General features: G+C 58.6%; 22 protein-coding genes and 6 pseudogenes. 9 read left to right on the forward strand and 19 right to left on the reverse strand.

Going from position 1 to position 24,755, the window contains the following annotated elements; genetic code table 11:
• Both NKH57_RS25590 and purU read left to right on the forward strand, forming a co-directional pair.
• The coding region (locus tag NKH57_RS25590; RefSeq protein WP_352948382.1) for a glycine cleavage T C-terminal barrel domain-containing protein at positions 1–475 on the forward strand (475 nt) is incomplete at its 5' end.
• A gap of 12 nt (positions 476–487) precedes the next feature.
• Entirely contained in the window at positions 488–1,354 is an 867-nt protein-coding gene (gene purU / locus NKH57_RS25595; RefSeq protein WP_502907338.1) for a formyltetrahydrofolate deformylase, read from the forward strand.
• Positions 1,355–1,581: 227 nt separating this feature from the next.
• Here purU and NKH57_RS25600 read toward each other — a convergent pair whose 3' ends face one another.
• The 4 genes and pseudogenes from NKH57_RS25600 to NKH57_RS25615 all read right to left on the reverse strand — a co-directional run bounded on the left by NKH57_RS25600 (position 1,582) and on the right by NKH57_RS25615 (position 4,176).
• Positions 1,582–2,034 (reverse strand): Mu transposase domain-containing protein, encoded by a 453-nt coding sequence (locus NKH57_RS25600; RefSeq protein ID WP_352948384.1) that lies wholly within the window; start codon positions 2,032–2,034, stop codon positions 1,582–1,584.
• 267 nt (positions 2,035–2,301) lie between these two features.
• A pseudogene (locus NKH57_RS25605) lies at positions 2,302–2,598 on the reverse strand (GntR family transcriptional regulator); the annotation flags it as partial.
• A 100-nt stretch (positions 2,599–2,698) separates the two neighbouring features.
• Entirely contained in the window at positions 2,699–3,991 is a 1,293-nt protein-coding gene (locus NKH57_RS25610) for an alpha/beta fold hydrolase (protein WP_352948387.1), read from the reverse strand.
• Between the two features lie 35 nt (positions 3,992–4,026).
• Entirely contained in the window at positions 4,027–4,176 is a 150-nt protein-coding gene (locus tag NKH57_RS25615) for a hypothetical protein (protein ID WP_352948389.1), read from the reverse strand.
• Between the two features lie 535 nt (positions 4,177–4,711).
• On the opposite strand from NKH57_RS25615, the gene NKH57_RS33865 reads away from it, so the two are divergent.
• From NKH57_RS33865 to NKH57_RS25625, 4 genes are all read left to right on the forward strand, one after another.
• Complete coding sequence (locus NKH57_RS33865) at positions 4,712–4,888, forward strand: hypothetical protein (RefSeq protein WP_502907339.1); 177 nt, start codon at positions 4,712–4,714, stop codon at positions 4,886–4,888.
• A gap of 141 nt (positions 4,889–5,029) precedes the next feature.
• Positions 5,030–5,419, forward strand: a complete 390-nt coding sequence (locus tag NKH57_RS33870) for a hypothetical protein (protein ID WP_502907340.1) — start codon at positions 5,030–5,032, stop codon at positions 5,417–5,419.
• Between the two features lie 6 nt (positions 5,420–5,425).
• The gene (locus NKH57_RS33875; protein ID WP_502907341.1) at positions 5,426–6,085 is read left to right on the forward strand and encodes a hypothetical protein; all 660 of its coding nucleotides are present in this window, start codon (positions 5,426–5,428) and stop codon (positions 6,083–6,085) included.
• A gap of 60 nt (positions 6,086–6,145) precedes the next feature.
• Positions 6,146–6,841, forward strand: a complete 696-nt coding sequence (locus tag NKH57_RS25625) for a hypothetical protein (protein ID WP_352948391.1) — start codon at positions 6,146–6,148, stop codon at positions 6,839–6,841.
• A gap of 225 nt (positions 6,842–7,066) precedes the next feature.
• Here the strand turns inward: NKH57_RS25625 and NKH57_RS25630 are convergent, their stop codons facing one another.
• From NKH57_RS25630 to NKH57_RS33880, 5 genes and pseudogenes are all read right to left on the reverse strand, one after another.
• The gene (locus NKH57_RS25630) at positions 7,067–8,236 is read right to left on the reverse strand and encodes a M24 family metallopeptidase (RefSeq protein WP_352948393.1); all 1,170 of its coding nucleotides are present in this window, start codon (positions 8,234–8,236) and stop codon (positions 7,067–7,069) included.
• Positions 8,237–8,803: 567 nt separating this feature from the next.
• Positions 8,804–9,547: an amino acid ABC transporter ATP-binding protein gene (locus NKH57_RS25635; protein WP_352948446.1), complete on the reverse strand. Its 744-nt coding sequence runs from the start codon at positions 9,545–9,547 to the stop codon at positions 8,804–8,806.
• A 119-nt stretch (positions 9,548–9,666) separates the two neighbouring features.
• Entirely contained in the window at positions 9,667–10,641 is a 975-nt protein-coding gene (locus NKH57_RS25640; protein WP_352948396.1) for an amino acid ABC transporter permease, read from the reverse strand.
• A gap of 57 nt (positions 10,642–10,698) precedes the next feature.
• Positions 10,699–11,535, reverse strand: coding sequence for a transporter substrate-binding domain-containing protein (locus NKH57_RS25645; RefSeq protein WP_352948398.1), 837 nt, complete (start codon positions 11,533–11,535; stop codon positions 10,699–10,701).
• 147 nt (positions 11,536–11,682) lie between these two features.
• Positions 11,683–12,038, reverse strand: a pseudogene (locus NKH57_RS33880) (hypothetical protein); the annotation flags it as partial.
• Positions 12,039–12,084: 46 nt separating this feature from the next.
• Here NKH57_RS33880 and NKH57_RS33885 point away from each other — a divergent pair.
• Positions 12,085–13,015: pseudogene (locus NKH57_RS33885) on the forward strand (transposase); the annotation flags it as partial.
• A gap of 511 nt (positions 13,016–13,526) precedes the next feature.
• On the opposite strand, the gene NKH57_RS25665 reads toward NKH57_RS33885, so the two are convergent.
• The 8 genes and pseudogenes from NKH57_RS25665 to NKH57_RS25700 all read right to left on the reverse strand — a co-directional run.
• Positions 13,527–14,849, reverse strand: a complete 1,323-nt coding sequence (locus NKH57_RS25665) for an aspartate aminotransferase family protein (RefSeq protein WP_352948404.1) — start codon at positions 14,847–14,849, stop codon at positions 13,527–13,529.
• A gap of 92 nt (positions 14,850–14,941) precedes the next feature.
• Positions 14,942–16,105, reverse strand: coding sequence for a M20 aminoacylase family protein (locus NKH57_RS25670; RefSeq protein ID WP_352948407.1), 1,164 nt, complete (start codon positions 16,103–16,105; stop codon positions 14,942–14,944).
• 469 nt (positions 16,106–16,574) lie between these two features.
• Positions 16,575–17,141: a reverse transcriptase domain-containing protein gene (locus NKH57_RS25675; protein WP_502907342.1), complete on the reverse strand. Its 567-nt coding sequence runs from the start codon at positions 17,139–17,141 to the stop codon at positions 16,575–16,577.
• Positions 17,142–17,435: 294 nt separating this feature from the next.
• Complete coding sequence (locus NKH57_RS25680; RefSeq protein WP_352948410.1) at positions 17,436–18,158, reverse strand: tyrosine-type recombinase/integrase; 723 nt, start codon at positions 18,156–18,158, stop codon at positions 17,436–17,438.
• A 134-nt stretch (positions 18,159–18,292) separates the two neighbouring features.
• Positions 18,293–19,558 carry a site-specific integrase gene (locus tag NKH57_RS25685; RefSeq protein WP_352948413.1) on the reverse strand — a complete coding sequence of 422 codons (1,266 nt, stop codon included), beginning with the start codon at positions 19,556–19,558 and terminating at the stop codon, positions 18,293–18,295.
• 61 nt (positions 19,559–19,619) lie between these two features.
• Positions 19,620–19,976, reverse strand: coding sequence for a tyrosine-type recombinase/integrase (locus NKH57_RS25690; RefSeq protein WP_352948448.1), 357 nt, complete (start codon positions 19,974–19,976; stop codon positions 19,620–19,622).
• Positions 19,968–20,162, reverse strand: a pseudogene (locus NKH57_RS25695) (transposase); the annotation flags it as partial. The gene NKH57_RS25690 and the pseudogene NKH57_RS25695, both read right to left, overlap by 9 nt.
• 468 nt (positions 20,163–20,630) lie before the next feature.
• Positions 20,631–21,087: pseudogene (locus tag NKH57_RS25700) on the reverse strand (aminotransferase class III-fold pyridoxal phosphate-dependent enzyme); the annotation flags it as partial.
• Between the two features lie 852 nt (positions 21,088–21,939).
• Here NKH57_RS25700 and NKH57_RS25705 point away from each other — a divergent pair.
• Together NKH57_RS25705 and NKH57_RS25710 are read left to right on the forward strand one after the other, a co-directional pair.
• Entirely contained in the window at positions 21,940–22,680 is a 741-nt protein-coding gene (locus tag NKH57_RS25705) for a class I SAM-dependent methyltransferase (protein ID WP_352948416.1), read from the forward strand.
• 123 nt (positions 22,681–22,803) lie between these two features.
• Positions 22,804–23,069 (forward strand): annotated as a pseudogene (locus tag NKH57_RS25710) (transposase); the annotation flags it as partial.
• Between the two features lie 401 nt (positions 23,070–23,470).
• Here NKH57_RS25710 and NKH57_RS25715 read toward each other — a convergent pair.
• Both NKH57_RS25715 and NKH57_RS25725 read right to left on the reverse strand, forming a co-directional pair.
• On the reverse strand, positions 23,471–24,133 hold the full coding sequence (locus tag NKH57_RS25715; protein WP_352948419.1) for a tyrosine-type recombinase/integrase: 663 nt from the start codon (positions 24,131–24,133) through the stop codon (positions 23,471–23,473).
• A 165-nt stretch (positions 24,134–24,298) separates the two neighbouring features.
• A complete protein-coding gene (locus tag NKH57_RS25725) occupies positions 24,299–24,643 on the reverse strand; it encodes a site-specific integrase (protein WP_352948458.1) in 345 nt (114 codons plus the stop codon).
• Positions 24,644–24,755: the final 112 nt, after the last annotated feature.

Raw genomic sequence — 24,755 nt, forward strand, 5'->3', positions numbered from 1 at the left:
TGACTGGGGTTCAGATGTTGGTGACGAAGACACCCCCTTGGAATCGGGACTAGGGTTCACGGTTGCCTGGGATAAGGCTGACGATTTCATCGGACGCGCGGCCCTGGAGGCCCAGCGCGGCAAGCCCTTGCGCCGACGGTTGGTCCAGCTCGCTGCGCCCGATGCCAAGTCATTGATGTTCGGCACTGAGCCCGTTTGGCGTAATGGAAGCCTCGTCGGATATCTGCGCTCGGCCGGATTTGGCCACACTGTCGGCTGTGGCATCGGCATGGGATATCTCACGTCAGAAGCGGGGGCGACGGCTGACTGGCTGTCCCGAGGGTCATTCGAGATCGAGATCGCTGGGGAGCGCTATTCCGCCATAGCTTCTCTGCGGCCATTCTATGACGCCGGCCGTAGCCGCGTGAAGGGCGAGTGGCGCCGCGTGGAGGAACTGATCGCGCCGGAGCTCCTCAAGGCCCCAACAGATCATTAGGACCCTTCGCCAATGTCATCAGACCAGTCTATGGTCCTTTCGCTGTCATGCGGGGACCAGCCAGGGATCGTGTCCGCAGTTGCGGGCCTGCTTTACTCAACCGGATTCAACATTCTCGAAGCCCAGCAATACAGTGACCCCGAAACTGGACTGTTTTTCATGCGGGTGGTCTTCGCACGCCTCGGCGATGCGACATCCGATAAGGAACCGGCCGGTGGGATTGCGGAACTCGCCTGGCGCCTTGATATGACCTACACCCTGCGGCCGCTATCTTTACCCAAGAAAGTAATGTTGCTGGTCTCGAAGTTCGATCATTGCCTTGCCGATCTTCTCAATCGCTGGCGCGTTGGCGAGTTCCCGATGCAGGTGACAGCGGTGGTCTCTAATCATGGGCGCGAACATCTCGCCTCGACCGACCTCAAGGATCTCCCGTTCTTCCACCTTCCCGTGAGCCGGGACAACAAGGCGCAACAGGAATTGAAACTTGTTGAGTTGATCGAGCGCACGGAGCCCGATCTTATTGTTCTCGCGCGCTACATGCAGATCTTGTCAGACGGTTTTGCGGCCAGGTTGGCAGGGCGGTGCATCAATATCCACCACTCGTTCCTGCCCGGCTTCAAGGGAGCGAAGCCCTACCACCAAGCGCATCGGCGTGGGGTGAAACTGATTGGCGCGACGGCCCATTACGTCACGTCGGACCTCGATGAAGGACCGATTATCGAACAGGACGTTGAGCGCATATCCCATCAGGACACGCCGGATGATCTGATCCGCAAGGGACGCGATATTGAACGCCAGGTCCTGGCCCGCGCCGTTCGCCTCCACCTTGAGGACCGGGTTATTTTGAACGGCAATAAAACTGTTGTTTTCTCAAGCTAAAAAAGCTGAGGACTCAGTCTTCGTCGCCTTATGTGTTCGGCGTGAGGAATAAGGGCTCTGAGGCACTTCTTGGTGGTGACCGAGTTCACACAACGCGATGACGCGCGCCTCCAGCGCCGACAGTTCTCCATGCTCGAGGGACGCACGACGTGGTCGAGTTCTTCGAGCGCGCGGGGCATCTTCAGTCCGACAAATCGATCATCGACGGCATGGCATCAAGGGAGGGGTCATGGGCGGTTCTCCCGTGCCATCGCCTTGCCGACGGCATCATAAAAAGCTAGGGACCTCTGCACGACTGCCGGTCCCCTGGAGGTGACGCCACTGTCATTTGCCTTCGGCCAGGAGCGACGAGATGTCATGCTTCGTCGGTGATCGGGATGCACGCGTCGTTGCTTGCGGCCCTCCAGGGCGGGATGGACAGCGATCAACGCATTCTCGAAGATACGCACCTCGTCTGCGAGCGAATGGACTTCGACCAGCCTGCTGCGCGTCGCATCCGGCACGCTGTAGGAGTTGCCGCCGACGCTGACGATGCCTTCGCGCGAGATGCGCCGCTCCAGCTTCAGGACGGAGCGGAACGGGGCCAATGGCAGCCGCAGCAAGGACGAGCGTTCTTCAACGAAAGCCTCGTTGACGACTCGCAGATCGTTGCGGATAGCGGCTCGGTCAGTGATTTGCATGGTCCCTTCCAGAGTGGGGGTCAGCACTCTCACTGTGCCAGAGCGTCGGTCGCTATCCATTCGCCATGGGATCTCTTCTCGTCCACGCACAGAACCAGCGCCCGCTCAGGCGGGGGATTGTCAGGACTCTTGTGCGTGAGGCCGGTTGTCGTCATTGGCTGACGGACCTTTCGCCGAAGGCGAATTGTGTCCCGGCCTCGAACCACTCGCGCGGCGCGGTTTCTATACCTCGGCGGCGTGGTTGAGAACCAGATATACCAGCTTCATTGCGGCGTCGGTCGTGAGACGGTACATAAGACTCAGCGCATCAAAATACGATGGCAAGGGGTGACGACGTCGTGTGTTTGGGGAGCGTCGTGACCAGTCCCTCACCGGAAAGGCGGACCAGCGCTTCGCGGATTTGCGTCCGCGACATCTCGAATTTCTCCGTGAGGCTCACCTCGTCAAGGACGCTGTCGGGTACGAGTTCGAGGTTCAGGATCGCCTGCTCAGCGATGTGTAGACGACATGCAAGCCAAGGGCCCGAACCAGAAGCGGCACCTCGCTGGATCGCCCGCGATCCATAACCTTCTTGCTCTTGTTGCGCGGAGACGCGGATTTGCGGGGGTGACGATCAAGCTTCGCGAGCCCTTAACGCGATGCAGCCCACAAGTCGTAGATCGATTTATTGGATCGGCCCACCACGTTCCTTCACCAAATTGACCAGCCGCTCGAACACCTTGGCGCTTTGCCGGATACCGTCGTGCTCGAACTCGTTGGTGACCCAATGGGTGAGATTGCCGACCTCGGCCGCGGTGTCGAGAGAAAGGCCAGCATCGACGTAAGGATCGTCGTAATAGACCACTGCGGCAACCGGCACCGGGTTGGCGACGAGCCGCGCGCGGTCATAAAGCTCGGGGTAGCTCTCGCGCGCAGCCAGCGCTTCGACTCCAGCGCGGAAGGGCCGCAGCGAACGGATCTCTTCGAACATCCAGGGAAACGTCATCTCGCCGAGGAAGAGCAGGGGCCGCGCCGAGGGGGCCAACTCGGGATGCTCGGCGCTGACGCGCTCGGCGGCCCAGCGGGTCGCGCCACGACCGTGACCGTAGATACTTTCCTGGAGGCCAGCGTACAGTGGATAGCTGTCATAGCTGGTCAGCGTCATGATACTGGCGAGAAAATGATCCGACAGGCGGCCGGGGGCGGAGAAAGCCTCGTCGATCAGCCAGTGGACGTTCTCCAGCCCGGGCGCCATGCCGAGATCCATGCCGACGGTCTGGAGACGCTTCACAGTCAGCCGGTCACCGTCGGGCAGATGAACATCGTTGGCATCGATGAAATCGGCAAGCTCGGCGACGCGGCCGACGTCCTCGGGGAAGCGCTTGTAATAGCGCGCCGTCTTCTGCGCCGCGCGAGGATAGGTGCGCCGGTAGACCTTATCGGCTGACGGCGCGAGGCTCGCGAGGCCCCCGGCGACGTAACAGGAAGAGAGCGCATCGGGGTAGCGTGAGAGATAGGTGAGCGTCAGGAAGCCGCCATAGCTCTGCCCGAGCGACTGCCAGCGCCGGCCACCGAACAGGCTTTTGCGGACATGCTCGAAGTCGTCGACGATCGAGTCGGCGCGAAACAGCAGCAGGTAGTCGGCTGCCGCTTCCGCGTCCGCGAACCGTGTCATGGTCGTGGATTCGATCCGGGTGGAGCGCCCGGTGCCGCGCTGGTCGGGCAAGACGACGCGGTGCGTCTTCAGCGCCTCGGCGAGCCAGGGCGGACTGCCGACGGTCGGCCGCGGCGACTTGCCGCCTGGACCGCCTTGCAGGAAGACAAGCAGCGGCAGGTCGTCGTTCTGGCGCGCTGAATCGACGACCTCGCGCACGAAGATCTCGATCGTCTCGCCTTCAGGCTTCGACCAGTCGAGCGGCACCGGCATAAGATGATCGCGGATGTGCATTCCGGGGATGGTGTAGGTAGAGACGGGCATGGGCTTTCCTTAGCGGACGCGCGGATCGAGCATGCCTAGGCGATGTCGACGACGATGTTGGCGACGACGATGAAGATGCCGTTCAATTCTATCCTCGAGGCTTCCTGCATTTCGACCGGCGTTTGGCCTCCACCGTCCTCGCTCTGGTGCCATTGTGAGCGGCTTTCCACAAATACAGTTTGCATATCGGCGACATCTAGCATCGAGATCGAACGGCGATGCGTTCTGCATGACTGATCCCAAAGGTAGATGGTGCAATCTTCTCGCAGAGTTGGCCTGCTCAACCAGGTGGTCCGGTCTCAGTCCCTAACTGCATCGCGTTGTAATCGCGGATCGAAGCCGGCCACTGCACGACCTTCGGAGAAAGTGGGACCCGGCGATGAGTGATGACTGCAGGCGCTTTGTATACTGGCGGCGCCAAATTCCTGACAATGCGGGCTTCCGAGAGGGTTGTAGAAGATCTCGCGTCGAGGAGCTATCCTCGAGCTTCGAGTTGAAGCTGTCACGGTAACGGTTCTACTAGACGTTATGACCGTGGTCTGCGGGGTGGCCGGCCCTTAGACTTTGCGGCAGTAAGCAAAACGGGGATTGCTCGGGAGTGCCGAGCCGAGCCCCCCGCAAAGGAAGGACGGGCCATGAAAGAGGATAAGGTTTTTTCGTCGGTGTCGACGTGTCGAAGGCTAGGCACGTGCAAATGCCGAGAGCGGACGCAATGGAGAGGTGCGGTATTTCGGCGAGATCGAGGCGGCACCGGCGGCGGTGGAGCGGTTCGTGCGCAAGCTGGAGAAAGAGTGTCCCCGCCTGCATTTTTGCTACGAAGCGGCCCGACTGGTTACGGTTTTTATCGCCAGATCGTTGATCTCGGCCACCGCTGCGATGTCGTTGCGCCCTCGCTGATCCCAAGCGTGCGGGCGAGCGCGTCAAGACGAACCGGCGCGATGCGGTCAGCCTGGAGCGGCTGCTGCGCGCCTGCGAGTTGAAGGGAATATAGGTTCCAGATGCGGTGCATGGAGCAGTGCGAGATCTGGTGCGTGTTCGTTGCGCGGCGAGCGAGGATCTCCGCAAGAAGCGCCAGCAGCTCCTGGTCGGATATTTACCGGCCGCAAGAACTGGAGCCCGGCGCATGCCCGCTGGCTCGCGGCGCAAAAGTTCGACCATCCAGCCCAGCAGATCGTGTTCCAGGACCAGATCGATGTGATTGCCGATGTACAAGACCGGTTGGATCGGCTGGATGCGCAGCTCGTCGAACTCGTGCCGAACTGGTCATGGCGCCGGTGGTGGCGGCCTATCAGGCGCTTCGTGGTGTTTCCCTCATTGTTTGCCGTCACCTTTGTCAGCGAAGTCGGCGACGTCCGCCGCTTCGACAATCCGCGGCAGTTGATGGCCTCGGCCTCGTGCCCTCGGAGCAATCAACCGGCGACACGGTAAGCGTGCGTGACGCTTGCCGGCAATCGCCGCGCCCGCCGCGTCCTGGTGGAGGGTGCCTGGAGCTATCGCTATCGTACCCATCCGGTGAAGCTTTCGATTACCCACATCGTCGGCGGGCCTATTGCCCAGTATGAATCTGCCGTGATTCTGTCCGTGACGCCGAATCACGGAGGCGTCACGGATGCGAGACAAGACCAGCAGCAGCGAAGCCGCTTGGCAGGAAGAGCTTTGCGCGGCGGCCCTTCCCGACAAGCGTCTGGTCCCGTTCTCGCCGGCCATTTCGCTGCGACTGCAGCGCGCGTTGCGGCGAACGAAGGTCCGATCCTTATCCTGCAGGACACGACCGAATTTATCTACAGCCGCACGCAGCCGGGCAAAATCGGCTTCACCAAGACCATCAACACCGGGCGCTACAAGGCTGGGCAGCCCAATTTGTGCGGGGTGCTGATTCATTCGAGCTTGGCCGTCACCCTCACCGGCACACCCCTCGGTCACGGCAGTGAAGTTCTGGACACGAACGAAATTCAAGGGAACGCTCGCGCTCAAGCGGCACATCAATCGCACGCGCGTGCCGATCGAGACGAAGGAGAGCTACCGCTGGCTGGAGAACCTACGCCAGTCCATCGCCCTCGTTGGCGCGCCCGAGCGCTGCGTGCATGTGGGTGACCGGGAGAGCGACATCTACGAGCTCTATTGCACCGCGCAGGACTTGGTACGAGCTTCCTCGTGCGGGTGCAGACGAACAGGTTGGCCGAGCGGCCTGCTGATGCTGCCCCACACGATCCTGCTCATCGCGTCTTTGCCCAACTTGCGGCGGCGCCTTGGGCGGGACGTCATCGCATTACGGTCGATCAGGACGAGACGACCTGGCTGCAGGTGAAGTTCGCCGCCATCAATACCTTGCCGCCGGTGGGCAAGCAGAAGCGCTACAGTCCGCAGGTTCTGACTTACATCCACGCCCTCGAGGAGAATCCGCCGCCCGGTCGCGAGCCGATCGACTGGAAGCTGGTGACCAACCTGCCGGTCGAAAATCTCTCCGTGGCGGTCGAGAAGCTCGGCTGGTACGCCCTGCGCTGGAAGGCGGAGGTGTTCCACAAGGTCATGAAGTCCGGCTGCCGTGCGGAGGAGGCAAGGCTCGAAACCGCCGAGAGGCTGGCCAAGTTCCTCGCCCTCATCGCGGTGGTCAGTTGGCGCATTTTCTTCGTCACTATGTCGGCGCGTGCCAAGCCAGACGCCGCGCCCGACAGCGTTCTCACCTTCGCCGAGATCACTGCGCTCGACCAGATCGACGCGTCCCGAACGCGACCACCCTCCAACGGCCCACGCTCGCCGCCTACCTGCTGCAAATCGCCATGCTTGGCGGCTATCTCGCCCGCAAACATGACCCGCCTCCTGGCAACATGGTCGTCTGGCGCGGCATGACCCGCTTGCACGACATCGCCTTCGGCATCTCCATTGGATCAAGCCGACGATGTGGGTAATCGAAAGCCTCGCCGGAGGCGTACTCGCTATCCCGCCAGGGTCACGGAGCCCATTCGCGTCCGGCTCGAAGGGCTGCCAAAGTCACAGTGCGGGAGATCGCCTGGAAGGCGCAGACGCGGCTTGTGCGCGCTACCGCCGCATGACGGCTGCCGGCAAGAAGACCAGTTAGAGCACAAAAAGCTCCCGGGGCGCCTTTGTCAGCACTTCAACGCCGGATTCGGTTACGCGAATGCTCTCGCTGATCACGTACCCGAAGTCATCCTCTACCCACGAACCCAAATGCATGTGGAAGGTCATGTTAGGTTTCAGGACTGACAGATTTCCCTCCTGGAGGCTGAGTGTGCGCTCCACCCAATCAATGCCGATGCCATAGCCGGGGCGGGATCTCTTTTTGAAGCCCAGCCTCTCAGTCGCGCGATGGATTGCGCTTGCGACATCGCCTATGATCGCTCCTGCCCGGATCGAGCTTAAGCCAGCTTCCAAGCCGGCGAGTTGAGCCTCGTGAATGCGAAGCAGACGATCGGAAGGTTTGCCGATAGAGTAGGTCCGGCAAATCGGCACAGTGTAGCCATGCCGCACTCCGGCGATCTCCAAATTTATCTGCGAACCATGGCGAAGAACATCCTCACTCCACGTGACGTGTGCAGTCCCAATACTCGGCGAAGCGCACAGGAATGGGGCCGCGATCCATGTTCCAGTCTTGCCGTTGGCGCCGCGCACAAGAGTTCCTACAATTTCGGCGATAGCGTCCGCTTCCAGCATGCCGGGGCTAATCACCTCCGCTGCACGCAGGATACCCGCGTCGGTGATGGCTGCCGCTTCCCTCATGACAGCAATCTCAAGATCAGATTTAATATTCCGTATTGACGTGATAACGTCAGAGAAATCTACGATCCGCGCCTCTGGCAACAGCGCCTTGAATTTTTCTACGGCGTCGGCCGTCAGATTTCCTATCTCGAGTCCTATGCGCTCGTTTGCGAGCCCAGCCTCCAAGACGAAATCGATCACCGCATCATAGCCGTCGTCCTTGGAGGGATCCAACATCAACTCGTCAGAATAGCCAATCACCTTGTCGCGATCCAGGAACGTCTCTCGAAACGCCGCTGGCACGTCCATCCAGCGCAGAATGAACGTCGGCTGCTCTTGGCGAGCCAAAACAACAAGACCTCTTCTGTTGTAGGATCTGGCGGTAGACCCAGTGAGATAGGTTATGTGCGCGTTTTCTGTTACTACAAGCGCGGCCACATTACGCTGCGCCATCTCCTCCTTCACCGAGGCGAGCCTGCGTAGGTATTCTGTTCGAGGGAAAACCTGCGAACCTTTGCTGATCGGCATTATATTAACTCCATCGGAATGATTGCAGACGTGAAGGACGTTAGACTTGGCTGGAGTGTCGGGCACCACTCTCTGGAGGATTGTAGCGAAAGCCAGAGCTTATTTACGTCGCGTTGTGGGCTTTCGATGACCAAAACCTGCATTAATTGGTTGGATACGAGGTATTCATGCCCGGCTAAGCCGATTGGTCCAGCAGCAGGGTGTTCGGTCAGCGGGTATGCAACGCCCATGCTTGTACGGTGTAGCCCAACCGTCAAGCTCAGGACAATCGCAGGCAACCGCTGCCGCCGCACACCTCGCGCTTTCCGCCTCCGTCGACCACGGGCGATCATGCGGCGCGCGCTTCGTGAGCAGAATGCTGGCCCCTGACCGCAGCCTCGACCGAGACTGGTCCGGCGTTTCCCGCCAGCGTGCGATGATGCCGCCTTTCTCAAGGGCCATGGTTTCGTCCGCGCCGTTGCGCACGATTTCAATGGCAAAGGCGGATCCTGTCGAACTACCTGCAGCCGCACCGTCTCGCCGGACGGTACGAAACCCAGTCGCTGTAGCCTGAAGATTGCCTTGCCATCAGTGTTTCAGAATTTGACTAAGAAATAGCTTTGTTCTTTCGTGTTGTGGATTAGTGAAGAAGTCGTGCGGCTTGCCCTCTTCGACGATCTTGCCCCAATCCATGAAAATCACCCGGTCGGCAACGGCGCGGGCGAAGCCCATCTCGTGCGTGACGCAGACCATGGTCATTCCATCGCGCGCGAGGCTGGTCATCGTCTCAAGCACCTCCGAGACCATTTCGGGATCGAGCGCCGAGGTAGGCTCATCGAACAGCATGACGGCGGGTTCCATGCAGAGAGAGCGGGCAATGGCGACGCGCTGCTGCTGTCCTCCGGAGAGTTGAGCCGGATATTTGTTCGCCTGTTCTGGAATGCGTACGCGCTCCAGGAACTTCAGCGCGGTCTTCTTGGCCTCGGCTTGGGGCACGCCCTTGATCCACATCGGGGCGGCCATGCAGTTCATCAGCACGGTCATATGGGGGAAGAGATTGAAGTGCTGGAACACCATGCCAACGCTCTTGCGAACTTCAGTCACGTTGCGCATTTTGTTGTGCAACCTGATCCCGTTGACGGTGATCTCGCCCTCCTGATGCGCTTCAAGCCGGTTGAAACAGCGGATCAGCGTCGATTTCCCCGATCCGGAGGGGCCGCAGATGACGATGCGTTCGCCTTTGCGGACAGTGAGGTTGACATCGGTCAATGCTCTGAAGGTGCCGTACCACTTGGAGACGTTCGTCGCTTCAATAATTTTGTCCGCACTCATTGGCACCTGTTTCTGACTGGATGACTCCTGGGATGAAAGTGGTACGCGCAGCACATTACCCATCGCGTTCGAGTAATCGCCTCCATCGAGGCCTTTCAACTGGTTTATGTTGCTAGCAGTCATCGTACCTTGCTCCTTGCGTAGTAACGCTCGAGCCGTGATTGACCAACCTCGAGGCAGGCAGACATGATCCAATAGATAAAGGCGGCTGTTATCAGCATCTCCATGTGATGGAAGGTCGGCTGACCGATCGTACGAGCAAGGAACGTCAGTTCCCATACACCGAGGACCGAGACGAGCGAACTGTCTTTCAGCATTGCGATGAAGGTGTTTCCCATCGGGGGAATGATGACCGGAAACGCCTGCGGCAGGATGATCCTGCGCATGGTGATGCCGAAGCCGAAACCCATGGATCGTGATGCTTCCCATTGACCGCGGTCGATGCTCTGGATACCCGCGCGGAAGATTTCCGTCATATAGGCGCCGACGCAAAGCGACAGCGCCAATATTCCTGAAGGAACGGCATTGATGACGAAACCCAGTTGCGGCAGCCCGAGGTAAATCAGATAAATTTGTATGAGCAGCGGCAGACCGCGGAAAAATGACGTGTAAAAACTGGCGATAGCGTAGGCGAAGCCATTGCTTGAGAGCTTTGCAACCGCTGCGAAAATCGCAATAAGGGATGCAAAGACCAGCGAAGCCGCCGAAACATAGATCGTGGTCACCACCCCCTGTGTGATCAGGAAGGGCAAATGCTCCCAGATGAAGGGCATGCTCAGGTTAAATGATTTGAAGAAGTCAAGAAACAGGAGAAGAAGTTCAAGCCATACGATGCCGATTTGCAACTTTAACGAAGCAAAACCGATCAACACGATGTTGAGGCAGAAGATGACTGCAATTATAAAGGCGATCGCGAAACGCCCATAGAACCCGCTTTGCAGCGGGTCGCCGATGGCCGGGCGCATGAGTTCGCCGAAGGTGGTGCCCGTAAGGTTGAACATGAGAAAAACCGCGAGCACGACGGCAAAGATTGAGGCAACAAACCAGGGCTTATGGACGAGTACCTCGGATTCGACTGTATCCTGGTAAAGCATGAGCTATCTTTCAAAAAAGAGCGGCCCACTAGCTGGGCCGCTACAGCTTCGCAGGCCTTATTGTTCGACGGAGTAATCCACCCCGTACCACTTGATCGACAGCTTGGAGATAGTCCCGTTATCCCTCATGCCCTTGATGGCGGCGGCGATCCTGTCACTAAGTTCTTTGTCACCCAGTTCGATTACAAGAGCTGACGGGCTGGTGAATAGGGTGCCGCCGAGCAGCTTCAATGGATAGCTGGCCCCGATCGCATCGAGCGCTATTGTTTTGTCAGTGACGACCGCATCAAGACGAACACCATCACCAAGTCGCAGGTCATCAAACGCAACCGTGGAGGTATCGTAGGCTTTCACCTCTCCCGGCGTGAATTGAAACTGAATCGGTTTAGCGCCGATCCAATCCGGTATTAGGCTGTGATTGACATATGCCAGTAGCGTCGAGTTTGCTGTGGCGCCGACCACCTTGCCGTCGAGATCGGAGAGCTTTGTCGCTTTGCTATCTTTGTGAACCACGGCTACGGCTGGTTGGTAAGCATAGAGCGCTGGAAAATCGAATAACTCAGTCCGTGCCTTAGTCGGGGTCATCCCGATCGTCATGTCCCAACGGCCTTGCCACTTGCCTGCGGCTACGATATCCCAACTCGGCGTTACGAATTTGATTTGCACACCCAAGTGCTGCGCGACACCCTTGGCGACCTCCACATCAAAACCATCAAACTCGTGTTTGTCATTCAGGAATGACATTTTGCCCCAGTTCGTCCCGGCGGCCACTGTAAGCGTCTTTGTGGCCAGCACCTTGTCGAGCACAGCGCCGGCATTGGCCGTAGCCGAGGACGTCAAGGACGCCACTGTGAGCGATGCGGCAGCTGCTATCATCGTTATAAGCTTGCACATGCGATGTTCCCCTGTGTTTATGGTTCATGGTCGTTGGCACGCTCGTTCCCGCACCTGAAGTTGCGAATTTGGAGCCATTCTTGCAGCGGCGGTGGCTATGTTCACCCTGTTCCATCAGAGCAGGAATCGACAAGAATATAATTAATATCATAGCCATCTGGAACCTAGATGGTGTTGAACCGCGCCGGGTTTGCCAGAGGCCCTTTCGCTTGAGTCACGCGGCCGTGGCTGGTCTTCCAGCATGGCGTAGTAGCGTGCTAGCCTTCGGCCGGCTGTCGGCGATGGGCTTCAGTAACTGGCAATTGTGAACCACTCGACCCATTCGGGCGTGGCGAACTCGACCGCCTCGAGTCGCGCCACGGTCAGCGCCGGTAGATGGCCTCGGCCTTGTAGAGCCGTTGATCGCTCCGGCCTGTGCGTTGTCGCAGGATCTCCCGCGCTGCCAACCGAAGACTCGACCCCGGCCTCGGCGACGCTCGATGTATTTTGATCGAGAAATATTGGGCGGATTCAAACGATCGTAGCAACACCCAAACGAAGGAGTTTGCGATGGGCATTCGAAAGCGACGATCACACCGGTCTGGACGGGCGCAATTGCCATCACCCGGGACGGCCCCAGCAGCGGGGTGAACTGAACTCCCGCGGTTCTGGCTGGGGATTGCGCAGGGGATGACCAGCGAGCGAGGCTGCGCTGGCCGCTGGTATGTTGCAGCCTGTCGGAACCAGATTGTTCCAAACGGCAGGCGGCATGCCACCAGCGATGTTCAGATCTCCGGCCAAGCCTCCGTCCGGGTGGTATCTCTCGTTTGCGGAACGTGAGGCGATCGCACTTTTTTGCGTTCAGAGACTTTCGAAGCGCGAGATCGGACGCCGCCTTGGTCGATCCGCCTCGACCATCTCCCGTGAGCTACGACGCAACGCCGCCAAGCGCAGCAGCGGCTTGGATTATCGTGCATCGACAGCCCAATGGCACGCCGAGCGATCAGACCGAAAGTCGCCAAGCTTGCGCTGAATCCGGCCCTACGGCCTCTACCTCGAGACCTCGAGGAAAAGATCGCCGGAAAGTTCGCGGCTCCTGACGGTGTGTCGTTCATGGTCCTGCGGTCCCTTGGAACGGACGCCGGCATGGACAACAAAAGGATCATCGATGGAGTAAGGCATGGCCCCGGAGCAGATCGCCCGGCGTTTGGCTACCTCCGAATGACGAGACGATGCAGATCAGTCACGAAGCCATCTATCGAGCACCTTCTTCTAAGGCCGAGGGGCCCTGCCCGGGCACGCGCGGGCCAGCGCTGCAGAGCTTCGTGTCATCCGAGATCATGATCAGCCAGCGTCCGGCGAAGGCGGATGACCGCGTGATCCCCGAGCACTGGGAGGCGACCTCATTCTGGGCTGGCAGTCGGCACACTCGTCCAGCGGACGACGCGTTTACGACCTGTTGCATCTGCCGCGACTGGACGGCCATGGCAACGCGCCGCGACCTCATCGGTCAGGAACGAACCGAACTGCAGGACCCGCTCAACTTGCTCCGGTTCACCTGCGCCCGCATCCTGCTCTCTGCCGAGAGCACTGACAGCCGAGCCTTGTCAATCATCTCCTGGGCGAAGCTGTCGATGGTCCGATTGTTGTTTTCGGGGTCCTGGTAGCCGTCGACGCAACCCATCACAATCTGCGCGCCACTCACCCGCGACACCTTGACCAGGCCCTCGGGATCGGGATCGGGCACGAGACCACCGATCGTCAGCCTCTGCGTGGTGTTGCGCGGATCGGCGATGCCCCGGTCATTAGCTTCCAGTAGTCGCGCGGATCCGGACCGCCCGTGGTCGACGCGTCCCGCCGAGCCGGCCGTGTGACGTCCCAGATGAGATGCTCGTGCATCAGCGTCTGGGCCAGCGCGCCGGGTCTACTGGTCCCAGCACCGTCTCTGCCTTCCCCCTCATCTCATTTCTTCTCAATCGCATGTTCCATTCTCAGGTTCTCGCAGCGCATACTCACGCCGCGGCGTCGACTCGCCCGAGCAGCCTCTGACGTATGTTCGCGAATTGCCCCACCGCATCGACGAACCGGTCGAGATCCGATTGTTGGACCGGGAGGCTCAGCGCGATCATGCCACGTCGGGCGAGATAAAAGCCGGCTTGCAGCATGTCGAGAAAGAACAATTCCCGCAGACCATCCTCACGGGCAGTCGGAGTATAGGGGCAGCGTATCATGGGGGCGCGGTAGTGCGCAGTGGCGAGCGAGCCCACTCCGCTGAAGTGCATCGCAACACCCAGCTTCATTAGCCGATCGTTCAGTGATGCCCGCAACCGCTCGCCGCGCTCGTACAATTCCTCCGCTACAGCCTGTGTGAAGATTTCCCCCAACGCGACGCGACCTGCGGCCATCGACAGGACGTTGTTGTTGAATGTACCCGCGTGCGGCAGGCGCCCGTCGAAGAGGGCCATCACGTCGGCCCGTCCACCGAAGGCCCCGAAGTTCATGCCGCCGGCCATGTATTTGCCCAGTGTCGTGAGATCGGGCATAATTCCCACGCGCTTTTGAAGCCCACCATCGGACATGCGCGATGTCATAACCTCATCGAAGATGAGCAGAGCGCCCACCTCTCGCGTAGCTTTCCGCAATGCTTTCAGGAAGCCGATCTCCGCAGGGATACAGCCGCCACTACCGAGCATTGGTTCGACGATCACGGCTGCGATCCGTTCCCGATTCTGCTCCATCACCGCGGTGGCAGCGCCCGGGTCGTTGTAGTCGGCCAAAACGAACGGGAACGGAACGGTAACCGGGGACGGACCTTGGAGCGTAAACAACAGCACACCGCCATGATAGCCGCCGCGAAATGCAAGGATCATGTCTCGGCCGGTGTGGACGCGGGCTGCCGTCAGCGCCATTAGATTGGCTTCTGTGCCGCTGTTGGTGAAGCGTACGAGCTCTATCGACGGAACCCGCGCGCAGATGAGCTTTGCAAGCTCGAATTCGGCCCTGCCCACAGCCGCGAGGTTCAGCCCCAGTGTCATAGCTTGCTGAACCGCTCCGCGGATCCGCATTTCCGAATGGCCAAACAGGCCAGCCGTGTATTCGCCGCAGAGATTCACAAACTCATGGCCATCGATGTCCCAGAGCGTACTGCCTTCGCCTTTCTCCATCGCAATGGGAAACGGCTGATAATACAGGACGGAGCGTGTGTTTCCGCCCGGCATGACTGTCCGGGCTTGGTTGTGAAGTTCGCAGCTTCGGGGATGCTTCGCGACGAAGCGGTCCCTGGCCTCGAGCAGGCTGGATTCAAGTGCGCTGTTGCATTCGGGGGCTGCCGACATCTTCTAGACCTCTACTCAAAAAGTCGCTATCGATGCACTTACGGAAGGGCGACGTGATTCCTGCCTTTCGCGATCGATCGATCGGCGCAGTCTCAAACAGCCAACGCCGTTTCGACAAGGTTTACCCAATAGCCGATGCCATAAGGCAGGGCTTCATCGTTGAAATCATAGGCCGGGTGGTGCAAGGAAGCAGTCGGACCGTTGCCAATACGGATGTACGCGCCCGGCCGTGCCTCAAGCATGTAACCGAAGTCCTCCGATCCCATGCTTGGTCTCATCTTATCACTCACGGCTTCAGACCCGACCAGGGCGCGTGCTGCCTCGATTGCCAGATTGGTCGCTTCAGTGTGATTGAACATGATGGGTTCGAGCCGCCGATGCCTGAACTCGATTTCCGCGCCTAATCCCTGGGCGATACCCCGCGCACATGCCTCAATCTGTCGTTCCGCGAAGTCCCGCAGGGAGGGCAGAAGTGTCCTGACAGTGCCGGCCAATTCAGCGCACTCTGGAATGATGTTGTGCGCTGTGCCGGCATTCAACTTCGTGACGGAGATGACGAGAGACTCGATCGGGTCCGTGTTGCGCGAGACCAATGTTTGCAGGCCGACAATGATCTGGGCTGCAACAACAATCGGATCGATGGTCCGATGCGGCTGGGCCGCATGGCCACCCCTGCCCTTTACGACAACATCGAACTCATCAAGCGCGGCCGCGTTAGGTCCATCGCATGTGGCGAACTTTCCCACTTCTATCCCAGGCCTATTGTGCATGCCAAAAACCTGGGAGATGCCGAAACGGTCCATAATCCCTTCCTGGATCATTCTTTGGCCGCCCTGTCCATCTTCCTCGGCGGGCTGAAAAATCAAGGCAACGGAACCCTTGAAGTTGCGAGACTTCGCAAGATATTTGGCCGCGCCCAGCAGCATGGCCGTGTGACCGTCATGGCCGCAGGCATGCATTTTGCCCGGCATCGTCGACGACCAGGGTTTGTTTGACGCTTCCAGAATCGGCAGGGCGTCCATGTCCGCCCTCAACCCGATCGTCGGCCCGTCTCCACCTTCGCCCTGGATCAATGCGACGATTCCGGTTTCAGCTATCCCCGTTTCGATATGATTGATGCCAAACGAAGCCAGTTTCCCCGCCACGAACTGGGCCGTTTTGTGCAGGCGATAATCGAGCTCGGGGTTTTGGTGAAGGTAGCGGCGCCACTCGGTTGCCTCGCTCTGCAGATCCAGAAATGTCTCAACGCTGTGCATCTGTTCTCTTATATATTTGTCCGCTCGGCATATTATTGCGGCCGATTGGCGGTTGCGTTCATTCAACCATCATAGTCCCGGCGGCTTCCGTCAAATGCAGTTTGTATATCGTCGTCATCTAGAAGCGATATATAGACGCTGGCCCTGATGTGTGGTTGGCCTGCGTTCCGGCTCGCAATGTGCTAGGAAGTCACTAGCGAGAGCTGTCCCTCGAAGGTGCTTGCACAATCGGATTGGAATACTCCCGCCAATCCACTCCGTTTCTGTCGCTGTGCAGATACCGGACGCCGGCCTGGAGGTCCGCCTGCTGGCGATCGTCTTGAGGCGGTTGATCTGACCTTCGACGGGGCTCGTGCTCCAGGGCTGGGTGATTGCCACCCGGACAGCCTCAACGTCACGGCCGATGCCTGCTGCAAGGGTGGCCAGGTCCCTGTTGGCGGCATGGGCGATCCATTGCTCGAGGCCGGCATCATCGTTGCCGCGTATCACTGCGGCAAAACGGCGGGCGAGTTCGCTCGCTGATCTCGCTGTGTGTTCGCCACGCGTCGCGGTCGGAACTGATAGCGAGGAAGTCGAACACGACATTCGGGTATTCCCCTCTGCGCCTTTGATCTTTGCAATAGACGATCTTGGTCTTTGTCGGATGCATTTGGAGCCCGCATGCTACCCGTCGAGCACCAAGCTCCGCCTTGAGGGCTTCTGCCCGCTGCTCATTCCGGCAATGCACAAGGCCATCGTCGGCATATCGACACCATGGAAGGTCAGGATGCGTCCGCGTCATCCACAGATCAAATGCATAGTGCATGAAGAGATTCGACAAGATCGGGCTGACAACGGCCCCGCGTGTGCGCTCGACGACTTCTCCGTTCTTTTCCATCGGCGCTGCCAGCCATCTTTCGATGTACAGCAGAGCCCACTTGCATGTGACGTGCTTCCTGACCGCCTTCAGCAAGAGATCGTGCGGAAGAATGTCAAACAGCCCTTTGACGTCGAATTCCAGAACCCAGTCATGCTTCCAGCACCGCTGACGCGTCACGCCAACGGCATCCAGAGCCGATTTTCCCGGCCAGGCCTGTAGCCGTAGGAGTCTGGAAGAAAGATGGTATCCAAATCCGGCTCAATCATCTGCTTGACCACCATCTGCGCGATCCGATCGCTGACCGTGGGCACACCCAAAACCCTTTCGCCTCCAGTCTTCTTCGGAATGGAGACAGCGCGAACCGGCGGTGGGAAGCGTCCCTGAGGACATCCGATTCCAGACCTTTTAGAGGTTTCCTGCAAGGTCCTTCTCGAACATAGCGCCGCTCAAGGCGGCGCATTGCTTCTTTCATCAGCTCGGGTGAACCGGTGAGGTACCATTGGGTATCGGCCACGTGACATGACCGAGATAGGTGGACAAAATGGGCAGGAGCCGCTCGGGATCTTGCTCGGCTACGTACCAACGCACCAGCGTGTTCGTCGCGAAAACATGTCTCATGTCATGCAGGCGCGGGCCATGACTGTCAGTTGCGCCGCGCAGGCCGATCTGGCGAGACAGAGTATAGAATGTTCGATGAATGTCTCCCACATCAAGGCGGTTGCCCAACTGGGAAGTGAACAAATAAGGAGACGCCGCCTGGGCTGCATAATGCTGTCGGCGGCGTTTGAGATAATCCCGGAGCACTGCGCAGGTTGATGCGTGCATCGGCACCAGACGGGACTTTCCGAATTTTGTGCCGCGGATCGTCATCACCGCGGCATCAAAATCGATGTCCGAAAGCTTGAGGTTACGGGCTTCGCCGAGGCGCAGGCCGGAAACGCTCAGCAACCCGAACAGGCAATAATATGTCCATGGCCTGAGCTTGCAGCGAGTAAAATCGGCACGGCATCTCAAGCGCTGCGGACAAGAGGCGCTGGATGTCTTCCTTTGAATAGAGATAAGGCCGAGCTCGCTTCGGGCGAAAGGGTAGCAAACCGTCCGGGGGAATCTGGGTTCGCGAATCAGCGGCAGCTCGATGACGGGCGAATACGCGGACGTAACCCAGCCGTGTCGCCCAATACGCAGGCTGTGCATGGGATGGTCGCTGGGCCTAGGCGAGGGCCAGCTCCGTCGTGATGTGTGGCGTGTCGTTGGGCTCCAGAAAGGCGGCGAAATCGATCAATCCCCGTTCGGTCTCTCGCAGCTTGAACCCCAGTCCTCGCCGCATCTCAATGTACTCCTGAACAGCCTGTCGGAGTGTGCTCATTGGCTTCTCCCGGCCATGGCAAAGCCAGTGTTCGCAACGCGTCGAGATCGACCTTGGCGTAGATCGCTGTTGTCTGCAGATGGTGGTGTCCCAGAACTTCGCCGATCTCACCCAGCGAGGCGCCGCCACTCAGCATCTCTGAGGCGAGCCCGTGCCGGAACTGGTGGGCTCCCGTTGTGGGAGCGTCGATGCCCGCCCTCTTCAGGGAGCGTCGGACGACGCAACCAAGTCCACTCGGCCCCTTGAACCCGCGGATCGGAGCTTTGTCGCGCAAAAAGACATGACGGCTGGCATTGCGCGGGCGCCACTTCCGCAAGTCGTCGGTGATCGCCTCGCCAACATCCGCTGGCAACGGAAGGTCGTTGCGTTGACCGTTCTTGCCACGCACACGGATTTGTCCAGTTACCCAATCGATGTCACCGAGCTCGAGCGACACCACCTCGCTCGATCGTAATCCCAATCGCGCCAATGCGAGGATCATCGCATAGTCGCGGCACCCAATGGGCGTATCCCGATCGATGCTGGCGAGCAAACGAGTTACCTCATCGCGGCCGATCGCGCGGGGAATGGACGAAAGTGACCAGTTGGCTACGATAGGAACCGCTGCTGCCAAGTCTGACGTGATGTCACCCCGATAACGCACATAGGAGAGAAACGACCGCAGTCCGGTGGTAATGATCTTCGCGCTTCGCATGTTGAGACGCGGAACCTTCCGTTGCACGAAATCGGTCACGTCAACGGCACGCAATTGTGCGAGCGACACCTCACCATCGCTGAAGCGAAAGTTGAGAAAATCTCGGGCGACTGGCCGATACTTTATGATCGTTTGACGAGACAGCGCACGTGCATCTTGCAAATACCGCTCGTATGCCAGCACATGTTGTTCAACCGGTGATAGGTTGTACTCGGCCTTAATCTCTTCGGCGATTGCGCTCTGGCTTCGTAGAAAAACCAACAGATGTCGAAGAGCTGTGCCGTCTCCACGCTTTGGCCGTTGCGTTCGGTCCAGCAAATAACGCCCAGGATGCTCCGCACATATATCGCTTAGTTCGATCCCCTTTTGGCGGAGCCACGTACTGAAGCCCGCAGCCATCCGCACCTGGTTCCTCGTAGAAACAAGATCGTAGCCTCGATCAACGAGCCATTCGGCAAACGGAACAACGTAACTCGCCACCGGACCCTCTGGCGGCCGCGACAACGCAAAATCATCATTGATGAAATACTTCATTGTTTGCTCCCTTTCCAAGCTGGATTGCTGGAAGGGCTACAAACTATCTCTACATGCTACCCTATAAACCCTTGGAATCGTGGGCTATCATCCTGCTACTCGACATAGTCGGGCGGGGTAGATAGTGGCGAAGGGTGTGCACCGTCACCCGCTTCTCAACGCCCAGGAACTCGCAGGCTGCTCGACAGGCGATACCTAAGGTCTGTGGGTGGATCGGGCCGCGGCCATCGCGCCGAGGAAATAGCCATCGCCCCGGCTTGCTCAACCGCCAATAGACGCGCAAAATCTCCAGCAGCTGCGGCGACAGCATCACGTAGCGGTCCTTGCCGCCCTTGCCCTGCTCGATGCGAATGATCATCCGGCAATCACTGAAACGCCTCCGGTTGGCGGTCGCGGCGTTCTTGAAGAACCTCAGCATGCATCGAGAGCCGTGTATCAGCATCCTTCTGATATAGGAGTTTCCACATTTGCTGATGCCGAGCAATGTCGAGCGGCCACCGGTCGAATGCTGTCGAGGGACGAGACCGAGCCAAGCTGCGAAGTCGCGCCCGGACTCAAACATTTGGCCGTCGCCAATTGCGGCAACGATCGCCGTCGCGGCGATCGCACGGATCGCCACGGCGGAAAAAACGTGCCACTGCCAGACCAACTGAGAGCGCGACAAACATTAGCCTGACCGTGCTCCGAACGGGCCAGCCGCAATTCAATGCCCTGTTTGTGAAGCTCGCGCTTCAACGCATCGACCAATCCGCGAACCGGATCAGCCAAATTGCCAAAAAGGGCGTCGACGTACGGTCGCGCAGTTTCCGCCTCTGCGAAATAGGTGGCTGTATCCTTCCTGTAATGGGAAGCGCCGACATATTGGCCTGGCACCCCATCCTTGCGCTCCTGTAGACCGGGACTGCCAACAAAGTTTGCGGTGATCTCCTCTGCTATTTCGGTGCTGAAAGCTTGGTTGATGTGCAGAGCAGTGATCTCACCTTTCAGGACTGAGATGATGTCCGAAGTGCTGATTGAGCCGGTTCGGTGTCTAACGGTAACAGGGGAGATGGCTGGCTCTTGAGATACGTGGTTAATCGTCATTGGCTTGCTCCTTTAGTGCGTGATCAAGGATGGCGATGCCATGATCGAGTTCGACATCGGTGATGGTTATCGGCGGCAGGACTTTGATAACGTCGCGATTTGGCCCTGAGGATTCAATCAGCAGCCATTTTCGAATGCGACATCGTGCACACGGCCGACAACGCCTGTGACCGGCATTTGAGGCCGGCCATCAGACCGCGGCCGCGCTTTTGTTCAATGTACTTGGGAAATTTCGCAACAAGGCTGTCCAGGTGTCTTTGTAGTTTGACGGCCGTCCGCTCGACGCCAGCAGTAAACTGCGTGTCGGACCACAGTTTGCACATCGCCCCCGCAGTCACGAAGGCGAAATTGTTGCCTCTGAAGGTCCCGCTATGTTCTCCGGGATTCCATACATCTATGTCGGGGCGAATCAGAACGATGGAGAACGGACTCCCTGATCCGCTTAGAATGATCTCGTCCTTCTGAATCTTTACCGCAACGCAAGCGGGATGGTGGTGCTGATGCCAAATGCATTGACCCCATGTCAGTTTGAACCGGCAAAGGGAAAATGCCACTTCCCAACGGGTCAAAGCACGTCTTCCATTGCAGCGACCAAAGCTGTCTCTCCCCTACAGGGAACTGAAGGCTCTCGCAGTGCTGTGAATCACCATCTGAAGAGCGCAATGCGGGAAATCCGCTCGCTACGTTATGCGTGAGCCGGAGGCGGGTGACTGCCTCCGGCGACCCGATCGAAAGCCGAATGGCTGAGCTACTTGACCATCTGAGACGCGAAACTTTTCACAATCTGCTTCGCTTCTCCAATAGTTGGAAGCCCGACAAAGTTGTGACAAAGCAAACAGGCAGAATCGGACGCCAAAAGCCAACACGTTGGACTGACACCGCTTTTTCGAGTTGGCACACCTATTGCGTTTTGAACTGCGACGTTCACCCAGCAACGGAGCCGTTCGATGTCTGTATCGACCATTTCGCTTGAGAGTATCTCTCGACCAGTGCTCGCGACGGGACAAGCCTATGCAGTAGACATTAACGGCGCGTTAGAATCTCCTGTCTTCAGCCCAGAGTGCGCGGTCACTTAATATGCGGTGCTCAGTTCTATGGCGACCCGCTTTTTGCTCGAGACGCGGGCGCACGTTCGCAAGCGTTCAACATCGCCTCAAGCTCCTGTGCTTGCACGGACCAGTTTCGCGGGTCGGCTGGAGACTAGACGTATTCGGCAACGGCAACAAAATCAGTTTTCGACTAGTACGGGATGAAGTTAATTCAAGCTAATGCTAACCCCAGTGGCAGGAGAATCGAACATGTCTGATGATTTTACTTATGGCGAAATTTACGCTCCGCTGTATGAAAAATACACCACCCTGCAAGGTAAAGTCGCTGAGGTAGACGAGACGGTCACCTTTCTTGAACGATATTGCAGCGGGGGTAGTGCTCTCGAACTGGGTATAGGCGACGGGCGCGTAGGAGTGCCGTTGAGCGAGCGCGGCGTCAAGGTCGAAGGTATCGATAATTCGTGCAGCATGTTGAAACTTCTCGCCAAGCGCACCGATCTAATCAAGGCTTGGCAGGGAGATATTGCCCATTTCACATCAGAGCAACGCTACAGTATGGTGTATTGCGTTTATAGCACGTTCACGCTGCTCTTCACGCGCGAAGCGCAAATAGCTTGCCTCCGATCTGCCGCGGAAGCGCTAGATGATAAGGGGGTTCTGGTGATAGAATTGGGTGTACCAAGCTTGAATCCTCTGGTCGGCGGCCAGAAAACCACAACGGCGCGGCTAGTGGATCATGAGAATACGATCCTCAATGTTTCTGTCCACGATCCACTAAACCAGAACTTGGTTTCAACCCTCCTCTGGTTTTCTGGTACGTCGGTCAGACGTTTACCGCAACGCGTTCGCTACGTTTATCACCAGGAACTCGATACCATGGCCGAATGCGTGGGGCTGGAGCTAGCGGAGCGGTGGGGAGATTGGGCGAGAGGTGCGTTCACCGAACGATCCGAACATCATATCTCGGTCTACCGCCGAATCAACCCGTAGTGCGGGGATCTTCCGCGGCTCAATTGCGGGTATCGCTTTCTATAAATTTGGTTTGAGGTGTGATTCACGGGCTCCGTTGAAGAGGCTTTGATAGGTGATTTGTTTCTGCTTTCCGAGCATCAGATGGCGCGGATATCGCCGCATTTTCCGCTGTCGCACGGAGTGCCGAAGGTCGATGACCGGGGGTTGTCAACGGTATCGTCTATGTGATCCGTAATGGGTTGCAGTGGAAGGATGCGCCCTCGGGCTAGGGTCCACACAAGACACTTTACAACCGTTTCATCCGCTGGAGCCGGCTTGGGGTGTTCGACAGGATCTTCGCCGCGCTGGCCGGCGAAGGTCCCAAGCCCGAGCGCACCATGATTGACGCGACACATCTGAAGGCCCACGTATTGCCTCGCTCAAGAGTGTTCCCAAAGAATAATGCCGTTGCCTCACTGGGGATGTTCTCGATTGCCTCACTGATTGTTCCCGAGATTTAGCCTCTGCCGATCCGGGGATGATCTCACCGCATGACCTCTATAATTTCCGTCCGCGCGGCATCGGCGAATGGCCCGAACACCAACGCATTGGCTTGCGTACTGCGCCAGATCTTCATTCAACGCTGCACGGTTCGAATGAGGCCGTCGGGATACACGCCGGGATATTTGACCTGCAAGCGTTCACAAACTCTCGTGGCGTTCGCCAACGCTCTGCCTCGAACCATTCCTCAAGCTCGGCAGTGACAGCAAGGAGCGGATCGGGTCTGCGCCGCTCGCGCTTAACCGCCGGCTTGGGGCGGGCGGTCGGGTTACTTCCCCACCACGCGACGCAATCCGCAACTCGGATAGAAAGTCTTCGAGCGGCAATGCCTCGCCCTCGGCGGCAGTCGAACCGTCCGGCTTGTCGGCGATGTCGGCCAAACCTCTCTTGTGCCAGGCGTATGTCGCGCAGCAGGCGAACCGAATCGAGCGTCAGGTACATCGCCTTGAGGCGAAGGCGCGTACAGGAATAGCAGCAGGGCATGGTCGCGCGCCCCAAGACTCGCACGCCTGTCGGGTTGACCGAGGAGCGCATCCATCTCAGCCTTTTCGAGATAGCCGATCGCGGCCTTTGCCGTCTTCTTGAATGGTACTGCCCTTAACTCGGAACACCAGGCCAGGTGGACTGGCGAACGCATGCCGATGAAGCGTGCCAGCGAATGAATGGTCGCAAGCCGTTGGTTACGGGTTGCTTCGCTGCATTGGCGATCACGTTCCACATGGTCCAGGAATTTGCGGACGATCGCCGGTGTCAGCTCTTCCACCGTCATACGATCGATTGCACGACCTTCCTGCCTGCTTGCAAACGGCAGCAGCAGTGCAAGCGTGTCGCGGTAGCTGGCTTGGGTGTTGCGGGAAAGATTGCGTTCGGCGACCAGGTGCTCCAACAGGAAACGACGGATCCACGGACCAAGGAGGCTCTCATCCTTCATGGTTGGCCCCCATTGCATATTGCGCAAAGCGCTGGCTGGCTGCATCGAGGAGATCGGGCGTCATGTGCAGATAGCGCTGCGTTGAACGTGTATCGATGTGGCCAAGGTAGGTTGCGAGTTGCGGGAGCAACCGTTGCACGTCTTGACCGGAGCGATACCAGGCAATCACCCGATGCACGGCGGCCGTGTGACGAATATCGTGCAGTCGTGGTGGCCGAAGCTCTCCGACAGGACAACTGATTCCGGCGGCTCGGCGGACATGCTGGAACCAGGAAATGACCCGCACATAGTGCCACGGCCGGCCATCGCGCGTGGTAAACAACGGGGATTCTTCCCGCGCGGCAAAGGGAGAAGGTGCCGGCGTTCGATATGCGCAGCCAGCTCGCAGTTGAGCTTTGGTCCGATCGGCACGAGACGCGTTTTGAAGAACTTCGTGTCGCGGACGGTGATGATCTGCTCGGTCAGGTCCACGTCGTGCAAGACCAAGCGAAGCGCCTCGCCGATGCGCATACCGCTACCCTAAAGCAGCAGGAGAAGGGTACGATAGATTGCCGGCACCTGAGGACTGTGCCCAACCTTCAGGATCGAGGTTGCGTCCAGCAGTCGACGTAGCTCGTCGGTG

This window comes from Mesorhizobium sp. M1050 (assembly GCF_040318715.1).
GTDB lineage: Bacteria > Pseudomonadota > Alphaproteobacteria > Rhizobiales > Rhizobiaceae > Mesorhizobium.